At 51.7% G+C, this 18030-nt stretch carries 21 protein-coding genes; 6 read left to right on the forward strand and 15 right to left on the reverse strand.

Annotated elements, in window-relative coordinates; all coding sequences use genetic code 11:
* Positions 1 to 60: 60 nt before the first annotated feature.
* From mltC to mutY, 3 genes are all read right to left on the reverse strand, one after another.
* Positions 61 to 1140: a membrane-bound lytic murein transglycosylase MltC gene (mltC, locus tag D9597_RS01245; protein ID WP_130221580.1), complete on the reverse strand. Its 1080-nt coding sequence runs from the start codon at positions 1138 to 1140 to the stop codon at positions 61 to 63.
* Between the two features lie 64 nt (positions 1141 to 1204).
* Positions 1205 to 1480 carry an oxidative damage protection protein gene (locus D9597_RS01250; RefSeq protein WP_000091700.1) on the reverse strand — a complete coding sequence of 92 codons (276 nt, stop codon included), beginning with the start codon at positions 1478 to 1480 and terminating at the stop codon, positions 1205 to 1207.
* 27 nt (positions 1481 to 1507) lie between these two features.
* Positions 1508 to 2560 (reverse strand): A/G-specific adenine glycosylase, encoded by a 1053-nt coding sequence (gene mutY, locus D9597_RS01255; protein WP_130221428.1) that lies wholly within the window; start codon positions 2558 to 2560, stop codon positions 1508 to 1510.
* Between the two features lie 160 nt (positions 2561 to 2720).
* Between mutY and trmB the strand changes: the two genes are divergently transcribed.
* The 5 genes from trmB to D9597_RS01280 all read left to right on the forward strand — a co-directional run bounded on the left by trmB (position 2721) and on the right by D9597_RS01280 (position 7015).
* The gene (trmB, locus tag D9597_RS01260; protein WP_000786911.1) at positions 2721 to 3440 is read left to right on the forward strand and encodes a tRNA (guanosine(46)-N7)-methyltransferase TrmB; all 720 of its coding nucleotides are present in this window, start codon (positions 2721 to 2723) and stop codon (positions 3438 to 3440) included.
* Entirely contained in the window at positions 3440 to 3766 is a 327-nt protein-coding gene (locus D9597_RS01265) for a YggL family protein (protein ID WP_001107564.1), read from the forward strand. Before trmB ends, D9597_RS01265 begins: the two co-directional genes overlap by 1 nt.
* A 183-nt stretch (positions 3767 to 3949) precedes the next feature.
* Positions 3950 to 4669, forward strand: coding sequence for a DUF2884 domain-containing protein (locus D9597_RS01270; RefSeq protein ID WP_000984796.1), 720 nt, complete (start codon positions 3950 to 3952; stop codon positions 4667 to 4669).
* A gap of 175 nt (positions 4670 to 4844) precedes the next feature.
* Positions 4845 to 5891 (forward strand): L-asparaginase 2, encoded by a 1047-nt coding sequence (gene ansB / locus D9597_RS01275; RefSeq protein ID WP_130221429.1) that lies wholly within the window; start codon positions 4845 to 4847, stop codon positions 5889 to 5891.
* Between the two features lie 116 nt (positions 5892 to 6007).
* The gene (locus D9597_RS01280) at positions 6008 to 7015 is read left to right on the forward strand and encodes a DUF1202 family protein (protein ID WP_130221430.1); all 1008 of its coding nucleotides are present in this window, start codon (positions 6008 to 6010) and stop codon (positions 7013 to 7015) included.
* Between the two features lie 242 nt (positions 7016 to 7257).
* Here D9597_RS01280 and hemW read toward each other — a convergent pair whose 3' ends face one another.
* Genes hemW through yggS form a run of 5 tightly spaced genes read right to left on the reverse strand, consistent with a single transcriptional unit; the run spans position 7258 to position 10563 of the window.
* Positions 7258 to 8394, reverse strand: coding sequence for a radical SAM family heme chaperone HemW (gene hemW / locus D9597_RS01285; protein ID WP_046080683.1), 1137 nt, complete (start codon positions 8392 to 8394; stop codon positions 7258 to 7260).
* Positions 8387 to 8980 (reverse strand): XTP/dITP diphosphatase, encoded by a 594-nt coding sequence (locus D9597_RS01290; protein ID WP_130207915.1) that lies wholly within the window; start codon positions 8978 to 8980, stop codon positions 8387 to 8389. The genes hemW and D9597_RS01290 overlap by 8 nt, the downstream gene beginning before the upstream one ends.
* Before the next feature lie 7 nt (positions 8981 to 8987).
* Entirely contained in the window at positions 8988 to 9278 is a 291-nt protein-coding gene (gene yggU / locus D9597_RS01295; protein WP_001277222.1) for a DUF167 family protein YggU, read from the reverse strand.
* Positions 9275 to 9841, reverse strand: coding sequence for an osmotic shock tolerance protein YggT (yggT, locus tag D9597_RS01300; RefSeq protein WP_001094831.1), 567 nt, complete (start codon positions 9839 to 9841; stop codon positions 9275 to 9277). Before yggT ends, yggU begins: the two co-directional genes overlap by 4 nt.
* A gap of 17 nt (positions 9842 to 9858) precedes the next feature.
* Positions 9859 to 10563 carry a pyridoxal phosphate homeostasis protein gene (gene yggS, locus D9597_RS01305; RefSeq protein ID WP_000997795.1) on the reverse strand — a complete coding sequence of 235 codons (705 nt, stop codon included), beginning with the start codon at positions 10561 to 10563 and terminating at the stop codon, positions 9859 to 9861.
* Positions 10564 to 10580: 17 nt separating this feature from the next.
* Between yggS and D9597_RS01310 the strand changes: the two genes are divergently transcribed.
* A complete protein-coding gene (locus D9597_RS01310; RefSeq protein ID WP_130221431.1) occupies positions 10581 to 11561 on the forward strand; it encodes a type IV pilus twitching motility protein PilT in 981 nt (326 codons plus the stop codon).
* 227 nt (positions 11562 to 11788) lie between these two features.
* On the opposite strand, the gene ruvX is transcribed toward D9597_RS01310, so the two are convergent.
* From ruvX to galP, 7 genes are all read right to left on the reverse strand, one after another.
* Positions 11789 to 12205, reverse strand: a complete 417-nt coding sequence (gene ruvX / locus D9597_RS01315; protein WP_130221432.1) for a Holliday junction resolvase RuvX — start codon at positions 12203 to 12205, stop codon at positions 11789 to 11791.
* Complete coding sequence (locus tag D9597_RS01320) at positions 12205 to 12768, reverse strand: YqgE/AlgH family protein (protein WP_130207909.1); 564 nt, start codon at positions 12766 to 12768, stop codon at positions 12205 to 12207. Before D9597_RS01320 ends, ruvX begins: the two co-directional genes overlap by 1 nt.
* A 108-nt stretch (positions 12769 to 12876) precedes the next feature.
* Positions 12877 to 13827 (reverse strand): glutathione synthase, encoded by a 951-nt coding sequence (gene gshB / locus D9597_RS01325; protein ID WP_130221433.1) that lies wholly within the window; start codon positions 13825 to 13827, stop codon positions 12877 to 12879.
* A 12-nt stretch (positions 13828 to 13839) separates the two neighbouring features.
* Positions 13840 to 14571, reverse strand: a complete 732-nt coding sequence (rsmE, locus tag D9597_RS01330) for a 16S rRNA (uracil(1498)-N(3))-methyltransferase (protein ID WP_130221434.1) — start codon at positions 14569 to 14571, stop codon at positions 13840 to 13842.
* A 78-nt stretch (positions 14572 to 14649) separates the two neighbouring features.
* Positions 14650 to 15357: a deoxyribonuclease I gene (endA, locus tag D9597_RS01335; protein ID WP_130207903.1), complete on the reverse strand. Its 708-nt coding sequence runs from the start codon at positions 15355 to 15357 to the stop codon at positions 14650 to 14652.
* Between the two features lie 94 nt (positions 15358 to 15451).
* Positions 15452 to 15949: a SprT family zinc-dependent metalloprotease gene (locus D9597_RS01340; RefSeq protein WP_130218035.1), complete on the reverse strand. Its 498-nt coding sequence runs from the start codon at positions 15947 to 15949 to the stop codon at positions 15452 to 15454.
* 76 nt (positions 15950 to 16025) lie between these two features.
* Positions 16026 to 17420 carry a galactose/proton symporter gene (galP, locus tag D9597_RS01345; RefSeq protein ID WP_130207899.1) on the reverse strand — a complete coding sequence of 465 codons (1395 nt, stop codon included), beginning with the start codon at positions 17418 to 17420 and terminating at the stop codon, positions 16026 to 16028.
* Positions 17421 to 18030: the final 610 nt, after the last annotated feature.

The following is an 18030-nucleotide window of genomic DNA, read 5'->3' on the forward strand; positions in this document are numbered from 1 at the left end:
GGCGAAATTGTGATGTGTATAACACTTTGTCTCGGAGTATTGTCAGAGACAAAGGTGAAATTATCGGCGGCGGTAAGATTTCTGCGCCATGTTCACTTTATAAAGATAGCGACGAGATTCCGCAGACGGATGGCGGGTTGTCAGCGTCTGATAAACATCGCCCGGCGTCATAGTATTTATAATAGCGGCAGCCTGAATTTTATCGTTCGAGAAGACGCGTAATACGCTGCCTGCACCACCGTTATAGGCGGTGATGACGGCATAACGCCGCGACGTTGGGTTATCAATTCCGCCGAGATAAACATTGTTCAGTATCGCCAGATACGCGGTGCCGGTATCAATATTGCTGGCAGGATCAAACAAGAAACTGCGGCTTGGCGTGCCGGATTTCCCCTGCGAGCGGAACACATCTTTCCCGGCAGTATGTTGTACCACCTGCATTAATCCCAGCGCGTCGGAACGGCTGACCGCATACGGGTTAAAGGAAGATTCGGTCTGCATAATTGCCAGAATCAGCGACTCATCAACGCCATATTTCCGTGACGCCTGGCGGACCATGCCGAGATATTTGTGCGCACGTTTATCAAGGTGGTTCGGCACCATGTTAATGGTCACGCTGTAGATGATACGCAGCCCGTTGCTGCGGCTTTTGAGGCGGTTTTTCAGCAGATAATCCGCGAAGTTACTCGCGCGACCTTCCCAGCGAATCGGCTGCCCGGTGTTATCCACCACCTGACCGTAAAGGAAAGGTTCTTTCGAAATCGTAATATCATCAACGTCGGAATAGAGATCGACCGAACTCGGATCGTCGCCCATCAATAATGTTTTGATTATTGCCCGGCGCAGATGCGCGGCAGGTTCTGTCCCGGCGATGGTTTCGATAGTAATCGTGCCGTCATCGAAGTTGATGTGGCTGCGGGTCTGATATTGATCGGTGTATTTCACGTAGTCCTTAGGACCGGCGATCACCACCTCTTTGAATCCCCAGATGTTCTCAATATTGTGGGCAAATTGCCCCATCAGAATATCAAAACCGTTGGTATCTTTGACCCAGGCTTCGTTATAGGTATCGCCTTTTTTGGTCGTCGAACAGGAGATGAGCAACGGCGCAATCAAAGCCAGCGCGAGATATTTTTTCATCATTCCGGGTGCGTGTTGTGTTTGTTTTTATGCAAGTTGCCGGAGACGTGCTCCGGCACTGTTTTTATTTTTTATCTTCCGGCGTATAGCCCTCGATATGCACCTCTTTACCCTCGAACAGGAAGTTGACCATCTCCTGTTCCAGCAGCTTGCGGTGCTCGGCATTCATCATGTTGAGTTTCTTTTCATTAATCAGCATGGTTTGTTTGTGCTGCCACTGCGCCCAGGCTTCTTTGGAGATCTCGTTATAGATGCGTTTTCCCAGTTCGCCGGGGTACAGCTGAAAATCCTGACCTTCTGCTTCACGTTGCAGGAAAGTACAAAAAATCGTTCTGCTCATAAATCATCCTCTTTATCGACTCACGCGCTAAACCGGCGCGCCAGTGCGTAACTGCTGTAACAAACGCTCCACGGGAGCCGCCAGGCCAACTGACGGCGGTTGCGCTAAGTTATACCAGAGCGCATTGCCTTCATCCATGCAGTCGGTGAATGACGACACGGGAAGCCACATAGGCACAATATCTAAATGGAAATGGCTGAAGGTATGGCGAAACGCGGTCAGTTGCGTCAGGTTATCGGCAGCAATCTGCCGTTGCGCCAGCCATTGCCGCAAACTTTCTTCGTCGGCAAACTGCGGGAAACAGTATAAACCGCCCCACAATCCGCTCGGCGGGCGCTGCGCCAGCAATACTTCATCTTCGTGCTGTAACAGCAGAAAGTAGCCGGTGCGCTCCGGCAGCGTCTGTTTCGGTTTTTTGCCCGGATAAAGCGACCAGCTATTATTGGCGGCGGCAATACATCCGTTTTGTAGCGGACAGAGCGAACATTTCGGCTTCGAGCGCGTACAAATCATCGCGCCCAAATCCATCATCGCCTGATTAAACCGTTCCACGCCGACCGCGGGCGTCACCTGCTCGCTCAAACTCCATAGTTTATTCTCGACCTCTTTTTTCCCAGGCCAGCCGCTTACAGCATAGCAGCGCGCCAGCACGCGTTTGACGTTACCGTCGAGAATCGGAAAGTGCTTACCCAGAGAAAGCGAGAGAATCGCGCCCGCAGTGGAACGCCCGACGCCCGGTAACGCCGCAACTTCCTCAAAGGTTTCCGGGAATTTACCGCCGTGTAAGGTGGCAACTTGCTGTGCCGCTTTATGCAGATTGCGCGCGCGGGCGTAATAGCCAAGCCCGGTCCACAAGTGGAGAACTTCGTCCAGTGGCGCATTGGCGAGATCGGTCACCGTCGGGAAGTGCGCCATAAAGCGTTCAAAATAGGGGATAACGGTCGCAACCTGAGTTTGTTGCAACATCACTTCTGAGAGCCATACTTTGTAGGGCGTCTTGTCAATTTGCCAGGGCAGCGTTTTCCGCCCGTATTTATCGTACCAGTCCAGAACCTGGGCTGAAAATTGCGACGCTTGCATGGTCACCGAATTCACTGTTGTTGGGGGCAAGATTGCAGCACAGCCGCGGCGGGGTGTAAACCGGAACTTTCCGCAGCTACGGCCTTATCATGCTTGCATCCGGCAACTAACTTTGGATAATGCCCGTTTTCAGAACACTTTCACAAGCGACTAAATCTTTATGAAAAACGACGTCATCTCACCGGAATTTGATGAAAACGGCCGCCCACTGCGCCGTATCCGTAGTTTTGTGCGCCGCCAGGGGCGACTGACCAAAGGCCAGGAACATGCGCTGGAAAACTACTGGCCGGTGATGGGCGTTGAGTTCAGCGAAGATATGCTGGATTTCCCTGCGCTTTTTGGCCGTGAAGCGCCGGTGACGCTTGAGATTGGTTTTGGCATGGGGGCGTCGCTGGTGGCAATGGCCAAAGATCGCCCTGAGCAGGACTTCCTCGGCATTGAAGTGCATTCTCCGGGCGTTGGTGCGTGCCTGGCTTCTGCGCATGAAGAGGGCTTAAGCAACCTGCGCGTGATGTGTCATGACGCGGTTGAAGTGCTGCATAAAATGATTCCTGACAATTCATTGCGCATGGTTCAGCTCTTTTTCCCTGACCCGTGGCACAAAGCGCGCCATAATAAACGCCGTATCGTTCAGGTGCCGTTTGCCGAACTGGTAAAAAGCAAACTGCAGCTGGGTGGCGTATTCCATATGGCGACCGATTGGGAACCTTATGCGGAACATATGCTCGAAGTGATGTCTTCCATTGACGGTTATAAAAACCTGTCAGAGAGCAATGATTACGTACCGCGTCCGGCATCACGTCCGGTGACGAAATTTGAACAACGTGGTCATCGTCTTGGTCACGGAGTATGGGACTTAATGTTCGAGAGGGTGAAATAATGGCAAAGAACCGTAGCCGTCGTCTGCGTAAAAAAATGCACATCGACGAATTCCAGGAATTAGGATTTTCGGTGGCATGGCGATTCCCGGAAGGTACATCGGAAGAGCAGATTGATAAAACCGTTGATGACTTTATTAACGAGGTTATCGAACCGAACAAACTGGCCTTTGACGGCAGCGGTTATCTGGCCTGGGAAGGTCTGATCTGCATGCAGGAAATCGGCAAATGCACCGAAGAGCATCAAGCGATTGTGCGTAAGTGGCTGGAAGAGCGCAAACTGGATGAGGTACGCACCAGCGAACTTTTCGATGTTTGGTGGGACTAAGAAAGCATACGGGCGATGACAAATGCAAAACTGCCTGATGCGCTACGCTTATCAGGCCTACAAAGATGCACGATCGAGTAGGCCGGATAAAGCATTTACGCCGCATCCGGCATGGACAACGTGTACTTTGTTATCAATCTGGGGCCAGCAAATGCTGGCCTGATTTGTTCTTGAGGGAAGACTATGATGCGCAAAATGCTGCTGGCGGCAGCACTTTCAGTGACGGCAATGACCGCTCACGCCGACTACCAGTGCAGCGTCACGCCGCGTGACGATGTGATTGTCAGCCCGCAAACCGTGCAGGTGAAGGGCGAAAACGGCAATCTGGTGATCACGCCAGACGGCAATGTGATGTACAACGGCAAGCAATATTCACTGAACGCCGCCCAGCGCGAGCAGGCGAAGGATTATCAGGCCGAACTGCGCAGCACGCTGCCGTGGATTGATGAAGGCGCGAAAAGCCGCGTCGAGAAAGCCCGTATTGCGCTGGATAAAATTATTGTTCAGGAGATGGGCGAAAGCAGCAAAATGCGCAGCCGTCTGACCAAACTTGATGCGCAGCTTAAAGAGCAGATGAATCGCATTATCGAAACGCGCAGCGATGGCCTGACATTTCACTATAAAGCCATTGATCAGGTTCGCGCCGAAGGTCAGCAGTTAGTGAATCAGGCGATGGGCGGAATTTTGCAGGACAGCATTAACGAAATGGGCGCGAAAGCGGTGCTGAAAAGCGGCGGCAACCCGTTACAGAATGTGCTGGGAAGCCTGGGGGGACTGCAATCCTCAATCCAGACCGAGTGGAAAAAGCAGGAAAAAGATTTCCAGCAATTTGGCAAAGATGTTTGTAGCCGTGTTGTGACTCTGGAAGACAGCCGTAAAGCCCTGGTCGGGAATTTGAAATAATCCTCTAGTTTAAGACGGCATAATGTTTTTTTATGCCGTTTAATTCTTCATTTTGTTACCTGCCTCTAACTTTATAGATCTCCAAAATCTATTCACAAAGTAAATTGTTTAACGTCAAATTTCCTATACAAAGCTAGGGGATAATACGTAGCGTTCACGTAACTGGAGGAATGAAATGGAGTTTTTCAAAAAGACGGCACTTGCCGCACTGGTTATGGGTTTTAGTGGTGCAGCATTGGCATTACCCAATATCACCATTTTAGCGACTGGCGGGACGATTGCCGGTGGTGGTGACTCCGCAACCAAATCTAACTACACAGCGGGTAAAGTTGGCGTAGAAAATCTGGTCAATGCGGTGCCGCAACTGAAGGACATTGCGAACGTTAAAGGCGAGCAGGTCGTTAATATCGGCTCCCAGGACATGAACGATAATGTCTGGCTGACACTGGCGAAAAAAATTAACACCGACTGTGATAAGACTGACGGCTTCGTTATTACCCACGGTACCGACACGATGGAAGAGACTGCTTACTTCCTCGACCTGACGGTGAAATGCGACAAGCCCGTGGTGATGGTTGGCGCAATGCGTCCGTCCACGTCCATGAGCGCAGACGGTCCATTCAACCTGTATAACGCGGTAGTGACCGCAGCTGATAAAGCCTCCGCCAATCGTGGTGTGCTGGTGGTGATGAACGACACCGTGCTTGATGGTCGTGATGTCACCAAAACCAACACCACTGACGTTGCGACCTTCAAGTCTGTTAACTACGGCCCTCTGGGTTACATTCACAACGGTAAGATTGACTATCAGCGTACCCCGGCACGTAAGCATACTGGCGACACGCCGTTCGATGTCTCTAAGCTGAATGAACTGCCGAAAGTCGGCATTGTTTATAACTACGCTAACGCATCCGATCTTCCGGCTAAAGCCCTGGTAGATGCGGGCTATGATGGCATCGTGAGCGCTGGTGTGGGTAACGGCAACCTGTATAAATCCGTGTTTGACACTCTGGCGACCGCCGCGAAAAACGGCACTGCGGTAGTGCGTTCTTCCCGCGTACCGACGGGCGCTACCACTCAGGATGCCGAAGTGGATGATGCGAAATACGGCTTCGTCGCCTCTGGCACGCTGAACCCGCAAAAAGCGCGCGTTCTGCTGCAACTGGCTCTGACGCAAACCAAAGATCCGCAGCAGATCCAGCAGATCTTCAATCAGTACTAATCACCTCGCCCCGGTATCGCGCCGGGGCTTATTCACTTCAGACTCACGTCCATTGCCAATTTTCATTACCCTAATGATAATCACCGGAATAAATTATTCCGCGCGAGGGTGTTCCGGTGAAAAAGCAATGGATTGTAGGCACGGCGCTGCTTATGTTGATGTCTGGTAATGTCTGGGCCGATGGCGAACCGCCAACTGAAAATGTCTTAAAAGATCAATTCAAAAAGCAGTATCACGGCATTCTCAAGCTTGATGCCATCAGCTTAAAAAATCTTGATGCCAAGGGTAATCAGGCCACCTGGTCAGCGGAAGGCGATGTTTCTTCCAGCGACGATCTCTATACCTGGGTCGGTCAGTTGGCAGATTACGAACTGCTCGAACAGACCTGGACGAAAGATAAACCAGTAAAATTCTCGGCGATGTTAACCAGTAAAGGAATGCCCGCGTCTGGCTGGACGGTGAACTTTTACTCTTTTCAGGCGGCAGCCAGCGATAGTGGGCGGGCGGTCGACGATATTAAAACGAATAATAAGTACCTGATTGTGAATAGCGAAGATTTCAATTATCGCTTTAGTCAGCTTGAATCAACGTTGAATACCCAGAAGAACTCGATTCCTGCGCTGGAAAAGGATGTAAAAGCGCTTGATAAGCAAATGGTGGCGGCGAAGAAAGCAGCAGATGCATATTGGGGAAAAGATGCAAATGGCAAGCAAATGACTCGCGAAGACGCCTTTAAAAAAATTCACCAACAGCGGGATGAGTTTAATAAACAAAATGATAGCGAGGCGTTCGCGGTTAAATATGACAAAGAGGTTTATCAACCGGCGATTGCGGCATGTCATAAACAGAGTGAAGAGTGTTATGAAGTGCCGATTCAGCAGAAGCGAGATTTTGATATCAACGAACAACGGCGACAGACTTTTCTGCAATCACAAAAACTTAGCCGTAAATTGCAGGATGACTGGATAACGCTCGAAAAAGGGCAATATCCGTTAACGATGAAAGTTTCAGAAATAAACAGTAAAAAAGTCGCGATTTTGATGAAAATTGACGATATCAACCAGGCTAATGAACGCTGGAAAAAAGATACCGAACAACTGCGGCGCAATGGGGTGATTAAGTAATTTTTGATATAGCGCACGATTTGTAGCAGGATGCGGCGTTGACCCCGCATCCGGCAATCAACGTCTGATGCGACGCTAGCGCGTCTTATCAGACCTACAACCGCTGCCACATGTCGGCTGAGGCGCTCACGCCGCATCCGGCAATCAACGTCTGATGCGACGCTTGCGCGTCTTATCAGACCTACAACCGTTGCCACATGTAGGCTGGATAAGGCGTTCACGCCGCATCCGGCAATACAAGTTTACTCAGCTAGAAAAAGCTCCAGCAGCGAATTTAAAAACAGCTTCCCATGTTCCGTAATCTGCCAGTAATCCGCACATTCGGTGAGATAACCCTGGGCAATCGCCTCGTCTAACTGTGGGCGAATCACATCTTCGCAAAGCCCGGTATACGCACTAAACTCTGCGCGTGGCGCGGCCTCCAGCAAGCGAAAGCGATTCATAAAGAACTCAAACGGTTTATCTGCGGCTTCGACATCACGCTGGCTTTCCAGATACCGCCCCTGCATAAAACCACGCGGATGACGCGTTTTGGTGGTACGCAGAATGCGCCCATCCGGGAAGGTCACTTTGCCGTGCGCGCCGCAGCCAATACCGATGTAGTCGCCAAATCGCCAGTAATTGAGATTGTGCTGGCACTGATAACCGGGCTTGGCGTAAGCGGAAGTTTCATATTGCTGATAACCTGCCGCGGTTAACAACTGATGCCCCTGTTCGAAAATATCCCATAACGCATCATCGTCCGGCAGTACGGGAGGGCGCGAGCCAAACAGCGTATTGGGTTCGATGGTCAGTTGATACCAGGAAAGATGCGGCGGATTCAGTTCAATGGCCTGGCGCAGATCGCCTAGCGCCTCTTCCAGTGATTGATCCGGCAACCCATGCATCAAATCGAGGTTAAAGCTACGCAGACCCAGTCCGCTTGCCAGTTTTGCTGCACGTTTCGCTTCTTGTGGGCCATGAATGCGCCCGAGCCGTTTCAGCTTTTCTTCGCTAAAACTCTGTACGCCAATAGAGATGCGGTTCACGCCAGCACGCTGATAATCAACAAAGCGATCGGCTTCAACCGTACCTGGGTTCGCTTCCATAGTAATTTCTGCATCCGCTGCCAGCGGCAAACGCGCACGTACGCCGTCCAGCAGCGTTTGCATCGCCGGGCCGGAAAGCAGGCTCGGCGTACCGCCGCCAATAAAGATTGTCTGCACTTCACGGCCCTGAGCGTAAGCCACATCGTTGTCCAGATCGTTAAGCAGATGCTGAACATAATCGTCATGCGGCACTTCCCCTTTCAACGCATGAGAGTTGAAATCGCAGTACGGGCATTTCTGCACGCACCACGGGATGTGAATGTAGAGACTCAGCGGCGGTAATTTAACCATTACGTAAAGCGTCCAGCAGCAGTTTCAACGCCCGACCACGGTGGGAAATGGCGCTCTTTTCTTCGCGGGTCAGTTCGGCAGCGGTTTTCCCTTCGGAAGGCACGAAGAAGATTGGATCATAACCAAAGCCGCCAGTACCCGCTGGTTCACGAGTAATCACACCCGGCCAGCTGCCGTGGCACACCAGCGGAGTGGGATCTTCCGCGTGACGCAGATATACCAGCACGCAGTGGAAACGCGCCTGACGTTGGTCGTCCGGTACGTCTTTCAGTGTTTCCAGCAGTTTTTGCAGATTCTTTTGATCGGTCGCGTCTTCACCGGAATAACGCGCGGAGTAAATCCCTGGAGCGCCGCCCAGCGCATCTACCGCCAGACCAGAGTCGTCGGCAATTGCCGGTAAACCGGTCACTTTTGCCGCATGGCGCGCTTTCAGAATCGCGTTTTCGATAAAGGTCAGGCCGGTTTCTTCAGCGGAATCTACGCCGAGGTCTGTTTGGGCCACGATATCAAGACCGAAGTCGCTAAGCAGCGACGCCAGCTCACGCACTTTACCGGCATTGCCGGTTGCGAGGACAACTTTTTGCATAGGATACCTAATTAATTAACGCCGCGATTTCTGGCGGGATTTGTTGCGGATTAATGATTTTAATTTGTTTGTGGCGGCCAAGTTCGCCTTTTTCAATCACCACCTGGCTTTTGGCAACCCGGAATTGCTTACCGAGAAACTTCACCAGATGACTGTTGGCCTGGCCGTCAACCGGCGGCGCGGTAATGGCGACTTTAACTTCGTCGCCATGTAAACCGACAATAGAATCACGGCTGGCTTTCGGCTGAATATAGAGCCGTAAAACCAGACCGTCATCATTAACTGTTACGGCACTCATAACGCCATCCACAGCCCCGGCAGCAGCATGTTTCCGGTTGCCTGTAATACTTCTGCGACGCCCATATTGATGACATACAGCAGCAGAACGAGGATCATCGGCGAGAAATCAATCCCACCCATTGCCGGTAGCAAGCGGCGAATCGGGCGCAGCAGCGGATCGGCCAGCTGAATCAGCACGTATTCAATCGGGCTACGACCCTGGCTTACCCAGCTCATAATCGCCATCACCAGCAGGACCCAGAAAATCAGCAGACCGATGGTTTTCAGCAGAATCAATAAACCGGCAATCCAGATGATTGGCAGGAAGGTCACCACTTTAAACAGCACGATGGCTTTGATAAAACTCAAAATGTAAGCGACCAGCAGTGAGGCGCTGTCAATTGGCCCCATTGCCGGAATAACGCGGCGCAGTGGCCCGATAATCGGTTGTGTCACCTTCACTACAAACTGTGAGAAAGGGTTATAAAAATCACAATGAGCCCACTGCATCCAGATGCGTAATAACAGCACCATGGTATACAGCTCAATGACCGTTGAAAGCAGGAAAGTCAACGTATTCATGGCGTTCTTAAGATTCCTTATTTTTTAGAGTAATCACGTGCACCAAAGATGGCAGTGCCGATACGAACCATCGTGCTACCTGCCGCAATGGCGGCTTCCATATCGTCCGACATTCCCAGAGAGAGCGTGTCGATATGCGGGTAGCGCGTTTTCAGTCCGGCAAATGCTACAGCCATTTGGCGTGCAACTTCAAACTGCCTTACATATTCTGACTCAGGCGCAGGGATTGCCATCAGCCCGCGCAGACGTAAACGCGGTAGTTCAGCGACCGCAGCTGCCAACTCGTCCAGTTCCGCCAGTTGAATCCCTGACTTGCTGTTTTCATCGCTAATATTGATTTGAATCAGCACGTTAAGAGGGGGAAGTTCTGCCGGTCGCTGGTCGTTCAGGCGTGTGGCGATACGCAAACGGTCGATGGTATGACACCAGTCGAAATGTTCTGCCACCAGGCGGCTTTTATTAGACTGCAACGGGCCAATAAAATGCCATTCTAATCCTGTTACGCCCAGCTCCTGAAAGTGGCGAATTTTATCTACCCCTTCCTGAACGTAGTTTTCACCAAATTGACGCTGCCCGGCATCAATGGCTTCTGCGATGGCGCTCGCAGGTTTTGTTTTACTGACTGCAAGCAGCGTAATTTCTTCTGGAGAACGGCCGCAACGCGTTGCAGCCGCTGAGATTTTGTCCCGGACCTGTGCCAGGTTATGCGCAATATCGTTCATTTTCCGAGGATCTTAGTATGAATATGGAAGAAATTGTGGCCCTTAGTGTAAAGCATAACGTCTCGGATCTACACCTGTGCAGCGCCTGGCCCGCACGATGGCGCATTCGCGGCAGAATGGAAGCTGCGCCGTTTGATGCGCCGGACGTCGAAGAGCTACTGGGGGAGTGGCTGGATGACGATCAGCGGGCAATATTGCTGGAGAATGGTCAGCTGGATTTTGCCGTGTCGCTGGCGGAAAACCAGCGATTGCGTGGCAGTGCGTTCGCACAACGGCAAGGTATTTCTCTGGCGTTACGGCTGTTACCTTCGCACTGCCCGCAGCTCGAACAGCTTGGCGCACCACCGGTATTGCCGGAATTACTCAAGAGCGAGAATGGCCTGATTCTGGTGACGGGGGCGACGGGGAGCGGTAAATCCACCACGCTGGCGGCAATGGTTGGCTATCTCAATCAACATGCCGATGCGCATATTCTGACACTGGAAGATCCTGTGGAATATCTCTATGCCAGCCAGCGATGTTTGATCCAGCAACGGGAAATTGGTTTGCACTGTATGACGTTCGCATCGGGATTGAGGGCCGCATTGCGGGAGGATCCTGATGTGATTTTGCTTGGAGAGCTGCGTGACAGCGAGACAATACGTCTGGCGCTAACGGCGGCAGAAACCGGGCATCTGGTGCTGGCGACATTACACACGCGCGGCGCAGCGCAGGCAGTTGAGCGACTGGTGGATTCGTTTCCGGCGCAGGAAAAAGATCCCGTGCGTAATCAACTGGCAGGTAGTTTACGGGCGGTGTTGTCACAAAAGCTGGAAGTGGATAAACAGGAAGGACGCGTGGCGCTGTTTGAATTACTGATTAACACACCTGCGGTGGGGAATTTGATTCGCGAAGGGAAAACCCACCAGTTGCCGCATGTTATTCAAACCGGTCAGCAGGTGGGGATGTTAACGTTTCAGCAGAGTTATCAGCAGCGGGTGGGGGAAGGGCGTTTGTGACGTTGCTGTGCCTGATACGAATTGTAAACATGCCCGATGCGCAAGCTTATCGGGCCTACAAACGTAGTCATTCACGCCGCGTCCGGCAATACATGTCTGATGCGACGCTGATGCGTCTTATCAGACCTACAGCAGGTGCCACATGTAGACTGGATAAGGCGTTCACGCCGCATCCGGCAAGATGGCGGGATGACGGTAACGACAATTCGCCAGGTTTTTAAATCGCCTTAATATCCCTGCTCGAAATAGCTTTCGAGAATAATAACCGCAGAGGCAGAGTCGACTTTGCCTTTGTTGAGCGCCCGATAGCCGCCCTGTTCAAACAGACCGGAACGTGCTTCCACGGTGCTAAGACGCTCGTCATGGAGCTTTACTTCAACACCAAAACGGCCATGAATACGGTTGGCAAATTTACGCGCTCTGGCTGTCAATGGTTGCTCGGTGCCGTCCATATTCAGCGGCAAACCGACGATGATTTCGTCTGGCTGCCACTCTTTCAGTAAACGCTCGAGGATGTTCCAGTCCGGCGTACCGTCCTGTGCTTTAATTGCGGGCAGCGGGCGAGCTGTGCCGGTAATGCGTTGGCCGACCGCTACGCCAATGCTTTTGGTGCCGAAGTCGAAGGCGAGTAATGTTCCGCTCATCAGGCATGCCCTGCCACACCTGGCATGGTGAGAATATCAACACCAATCAGCCTTGCCGCATCGCGCCAGCGGTCGGCTATCGGTGTTTTGAACAGAATATTCAGATCTGCCGGGGCGGTTAACCACGCATTATCGAGAATTTCTTGCTCCAGTTGGCCTTTATCCCAGGAGGAGTAACCAAGGGCTACCATCACGTCAGCAGGTTGTTTATCGGTGCCGAGTGTTTCCAGCACATCGCGGGAAGTGGTCATCACCGTGTTATCTGAAATGCGAATGCTGGACGCAAAATTGGATGGCGGGGTATGCAAAATAAACCCGCGATCTTCAGCCAGCGGACCGCCAAGCATAACCGGTTTGTCCAGACGGACAGATTCATCACGCGGTTCCGGCGTGATCTTCAGCTTTTCCAGAATCCCTTCAATTTTGAGATTTTCCAGTGGCTTGTTAATGATGATCCCCATTGCTCCATTGGTATTATGTTCGCAAATGTAGACCACGGAACGACGGAAAATCGGATCCTGGAGAGCAGGCATGGCAATAAGAAAGTGATGCTGTAAATTCATTGTCAGAGGTTCTGTTTCCTGGTTCAAAAAAGCAACAGCGCCCAGTATGCGTGGAAAGTATGGCGCTGTCACTCATAGTCTCAACGAGATCCCTCTCGCTAAACAGGGTTACTGCTGCTGTAATCGTGCTTCAATAGCATCCATTAACATTCCGGTGATAGACACCGGAAACTCTGCTTCAATCTCACGAATACAGGTTGGGCTGGTGACGTTAATTTCAGTCAGGCGGTCACCGATAATATCCAGACCAACAAAAATCAGCCCTTTTTCTTTCAGCGTCGGTCCTACCTGACGGGCGATTTTCCAGTCGCTTTCCGTTAGCGGACGAGGTTCGCCACGACCACCGGCAGCCAGATTGCCACGGGTTTCGCCGCCCTGTGGAATACGCGCCAGACAGTACGGTACTGGTTCGCCATCCACCACCAGCACACGCTTGTCACCATCTTTAATCGCTGGCAGATAATTTTGTGCCATGCAGTAGCGAGTGCCGTGCTCAGTCAAGGTTTCGGCAATCACACCAAGGTTCGGATCGCCTTCTTTCACGCGGAAAATCGACGCGCCACCCATACCGTCCAGCGGCTTGAGGATGATATCGCTGTGTTTTTCCCAGAACGCTTTCAACTGCGCTTTATTGCGCGTGACCAGTGTTTCTGGCGTTAAGTCAGAGAACCAGGCGGTAAACAGCTTCTCGTTACAGTCGCGCAGGCTCTGCGGCTTGTTAACAATCAGCGTTCCTTTCTCTTCGGCGCGTTCCAGAATATAGGTCGCGTAGATAAACTCGGTATCAAACGGCGGATCTTTACGCATCAGAATCACGTCGAGATCGGCCAGTTGCAGATCCTGCTCACCCGTGAACTCGTACCATTTATCGTAGTTCTGTTCGACGCTCAAAGTACGGGTACGAGCGCGAGCCTCACCATTGATCAAATAGAGATCGGCCATCTCCATATAGTGAAGTTCGTAACCACGACGCTGTGCTTCCAGCAACATAGCGAAACTGGAATCTTTCTTGATGTTGATGTTTGCGATGGGGTCCATCACGATGCCGAGCTTGATCATTATTCTTCTCCGTTAGCCCAGATCGCCAAAACGCACTTGTAGCGCGGTAATGGCGGTGAGCGCAGTTGTCTCAGTACGCAGAACGCGAGGTCCCAACAGGATATCAGTAAATTGATAGCGGGCAGTCATGGCAATTTCATCTGCCGACAAACCGCCTTCCGGGCCAATCAGCAGGCGGACGCGTTCAACCGGTAACGGCAATGTATTGATGCTGTTACTGGCGCGCGGGTGAAGATTGAGTTTCAAGCCTTCATCTTGCTCTGCACACCAGGCTTCCAGATCCATCGCCGGACGGATTTCTGGTACCCGATTACGACCACACTGCTCGCAGGCGGCAATTGCAATTTTCTGCCACTGCTGGAGCTTCTTGTTCAGACGTTCACTATCCAGTTTAACGCCGCAGCGTTCAGAAAAAAGTGGCGTAATGAGGCTTACGCCAAGTTCTATCGATTTCTGGATAGTGAATTCCATTTTTTCTCCGCGCGACATCACCTGACCAAGGTGAATATGCAAGGGAGATTCACGATCGTCTACCTGGCCTTCCAGCACTTTAACTTCCACGCTTTTTTTGCTGGCGCTGGTGATTTCTGCGTCAAAGACCTGGTTGCTGCCGTCAAATAACTGTAATGCCTGACCTGGCGCCATACGCAGGACGCGCCCGATATGGTTAGCGGCATCTTCACAAAGCGCGATCTGCGAATTGCTGGTGAGTGGTTCAGGATGATAAATGCGGGGGATACGCATGGTTAAATATCCGCGTCGTCTCCCCACGCGGTTGCGCGCGTGGGGTAGGGTTAACAAAAAGAATTTCGCTAGTGTAGGTTAGCTCTTTCGCGCCTGGCAAGCGCGTTGCACATACGGATTGTGATTGCCTTGCACCTTCGCGATGCGTTCGTCACGCTCACACTCCCAGTCGGTGACCGGATACATTTTGTTCCAGGCGTTAAACAGCTGCGTTTGCTGGCGTGAGAGTGTCAGGTTGTACTGGTCACGCATGTAGAAGTAAATCCGCGCAATGGAACCACGGGCATGAGCTGGCGGTTCAGCAACTTTTTCTTTGAAATCAATCTTCATAGCGCACTGCCCATACTGCCCCTCGCCGCCATTCCACTGGCTGTACATAAAGTTGCCGCGATCGCCGTTCACTTCACCTATCGCGGGCTGCAGGTTATGCATATCGCTTTCCATTTGGCGATAAACCGGATCTTTAGCGCAGTTTTTACGACCGCCTTCCTGCCAGCACTGACGCTGGTGGCCGAACTGCCAGGCGGGAACAACATGTTCCCATTCTACGCGGCTGGCGCGGTTTTCATTTTTGCGCACCTGATACCCGCACGACTCCAGATCCACGATGCCTTTTTTACCCTGCCAGTTGATTTTACATCCGCAGTAAAATGTTCCCGGCACATCAGCGTAGACTTTTACCGCTGCTGTTTTCGCCTGGGAAAAACTATTGATGCCTTCGGCTAACGCCGTGCCGGATAATGCTGCGCTCAGTACCACCGCAGCCACAGACAAATTACGGTACATCACTTACTCCGTGTTAAAACGAGCGAGCAACGTAGCGAAAGTTGTTTTGGTATGCAATCAGCCAGATCAGTAAAATTCCTGATAGTTCTGCTGGTTATTGAGCAACCAGTTGTTCGCCGCAGTGAACGCAGCGATAGACGGCTTCGCCTCGTACCACGCGGTTATGACGACGTACGGTAAGCTGATGCTCCTGGCATTTGCAACGGTAGGAGAAAGTGTTACGGCGCACGGATTGCAGTTCAAACTGATGCGTACGGCGGGCGGGAACGCCCAGCACGCTTTCCATCATCCACTTCCACTCTTTGCCATGTGGCGCTACGCGACCAAAGTGTTTCCATACCAGCAAATGCGCCAGTTCGTGTGGCACCACTTCTTCTATAAAAGCCTCGCTGTTTTCCATCAGCAACACCGGATTGAGGCGAATTTCATAGCTTTCCAGCCAGGCCGTTCCGGCGGATGTGCCACGCTGGGTATAAGAGAGTTTTGGCTCCGGATAGTTACGCCCCAGCTTCAGGTTGGCCTGGGCGAGTTTTTCCCGCAGGCGACGCATAACAGCCTGTTGGATGGCGATAGGGAGACGGGATGTTTTCATAGCGGCAGAGGATAGAGCGAAGAAAAGATGACTGCAAGAGGTGGCTTCCTCCGCGACGGGAGGAAGCCTGGGGAGATTAATCGTGAGCGCCGATTTCGCGCAGTTTACGACCTTTCATCAGATTACGTTCAATGTGTTCCAGCGAAACGTGTTTGGTTTCCGGCACCAGCCACAGTGTCAGCAGGATAAACAGCACGTTCAGACCTGCGTAAACCCAGAAGGTATTGGCGTTGCCCAGCGTGTTGAGCATAGTCAGGAAGGTTGCGCCGACAATCATGTTGGCAATCCAGTTGGTAGCGGTGGAGCAGGTGATACCGAAGTCGCGGCCTTTCAGCGGCTGGATTTCAGAACACAGTACCCAAATCAACGGACCCGCGCTCATGGCAAAACCGACAATAAACATCAGCAGCATGGCGATGGCGAAATACTGCGCCGACGGTGAGTGAATACCGATGTGCATCATTGTACCCAGTACGCCCATGCCCACAGCCATCACCATGAAGCCCAGCGTCAACGTTGGTTTACGCCCCCAACGGTCAACAAGACCGATTGCGATAAAGGTGGCAAGTACGTTGGTCAGGCCGACAATCACGGTCCCCCACATTTGCTCTGTGGTGTTGGTATAACCCGCCAGTTCGAAGATTTTCGGCGCGTAGTACATGATGACGTTCATCCCGGTGAATTGCTGCATCACCTGCAACAGTACACCCAGGAACACCGCGCGACGGAAGTTACTGTTCTCTTTAAACAATGCCCAACCGCTCTGTTTAACCTGCAAACTTTCACGGATTTCATCCAGTTCGCGTTTGGCTTCCGCGCTGGTGTCGCGCAGGCGCAGTAGCACGCGTTCGGCATCAACAAAGCGGCGTTTAGCGGCAAACCAACGTGGGCTGTCTGGCAGGAAGAAGACACCAATCAGTAGCAGAATTGCCGGGATGATAATCACACCCAGCATCCAGCGCCATGCACCGGTGTAGCTGAAGGCGGTATCAGAAAGATACGCGCCGAGGATCCCGATAGTGATCATCAACTGATACATCGAGATCATACTGCCGCGAATTTTCTCTGGCGCAATTTCAGAGAGGTACAGCGGCGCGGTATAAGAGGCTACACCTACCGCCAGACCCAGCAGAACGCGGGAAAGAATCAGTACTTCAACGTTTGGCGCAGCCGCAGAGAACAGCGAACCGGCAACAAACAGGATTGCGCCGATCATCAGGCTCTTTTTGCGCCCGAGTTTAAAGGAGAGCCAGCCGCTACCCACCGCACCGACTGCCGCACCGAACATCATGGAGCTTACGACCCATTCTTGTGTGTGCGAGGTAATCTGGAATTCATCTGCAATAAACGGCAGTGCGCCAGCAATTACACCGATATCCAGGCCAAAGAGTAATCCCGCCAGAGCAGCAAGGAAGCAGACGAAAAACGTCATTGCCTTGTTTGACCGCCCCTGTTTTTTAGCGTCAGGCATGATGCCCTCCAATATGGTTATTTTTTATTGTGAATTAAGATAGGTGAGTACGACGTAAAAAGATGTGAAGCAAATCACATCAGTGTAATCGCTTACACTAATATTCATTATGGTTATAATTTAAGTGTATGAAATTAATTGAGTTATATCATCATAGGTTAAACACGGTTATCTGCAATTAAGACTTTACTGAAAAGAAATGTAACAACCGTGAAAACTGAATAATAATATGAAAATATTACAAATATTTGGCTGGTGTGGTTGGTGTAATCGGTTTCAGTGGTGATGATGATTTGCGGTAAAACGTGTTCAGGAAGAATGATGTTATTCTGCGGGCGGCTTTTTTCCGGATGCGGCGTGAACGGCTAATCCAGTCTACGAGCGCGGTGATATCTGTAGGTCGGATAAGATGCGGCAGCATCGCATCCGACACAATGCCGGATGCGGCGTGAACGCCTTATCCAGCCTACGAGCGCGGGATGTCTGTAAGTCGGATAAGATGCGGCAGCATCGAATCCGACACAAATGCCGGATGCGGCGTGAACGCCTATCCACCGCGGAGAGGTAAAAGAAAAAGGCCAGCGCGAGGCTGGCCTTTGAAAGCAGGAGA

The sequence above is a fragment of the Escherichia sp. E13S3 genome, from assembly GCF_004212325.1.
Taxonomy (GTDB): domain Bacteria; phylum Pseudomonadota; class Gammaproteobacteria; order Enterobacterales; family Enterobacteriaceae; genus Escherichia.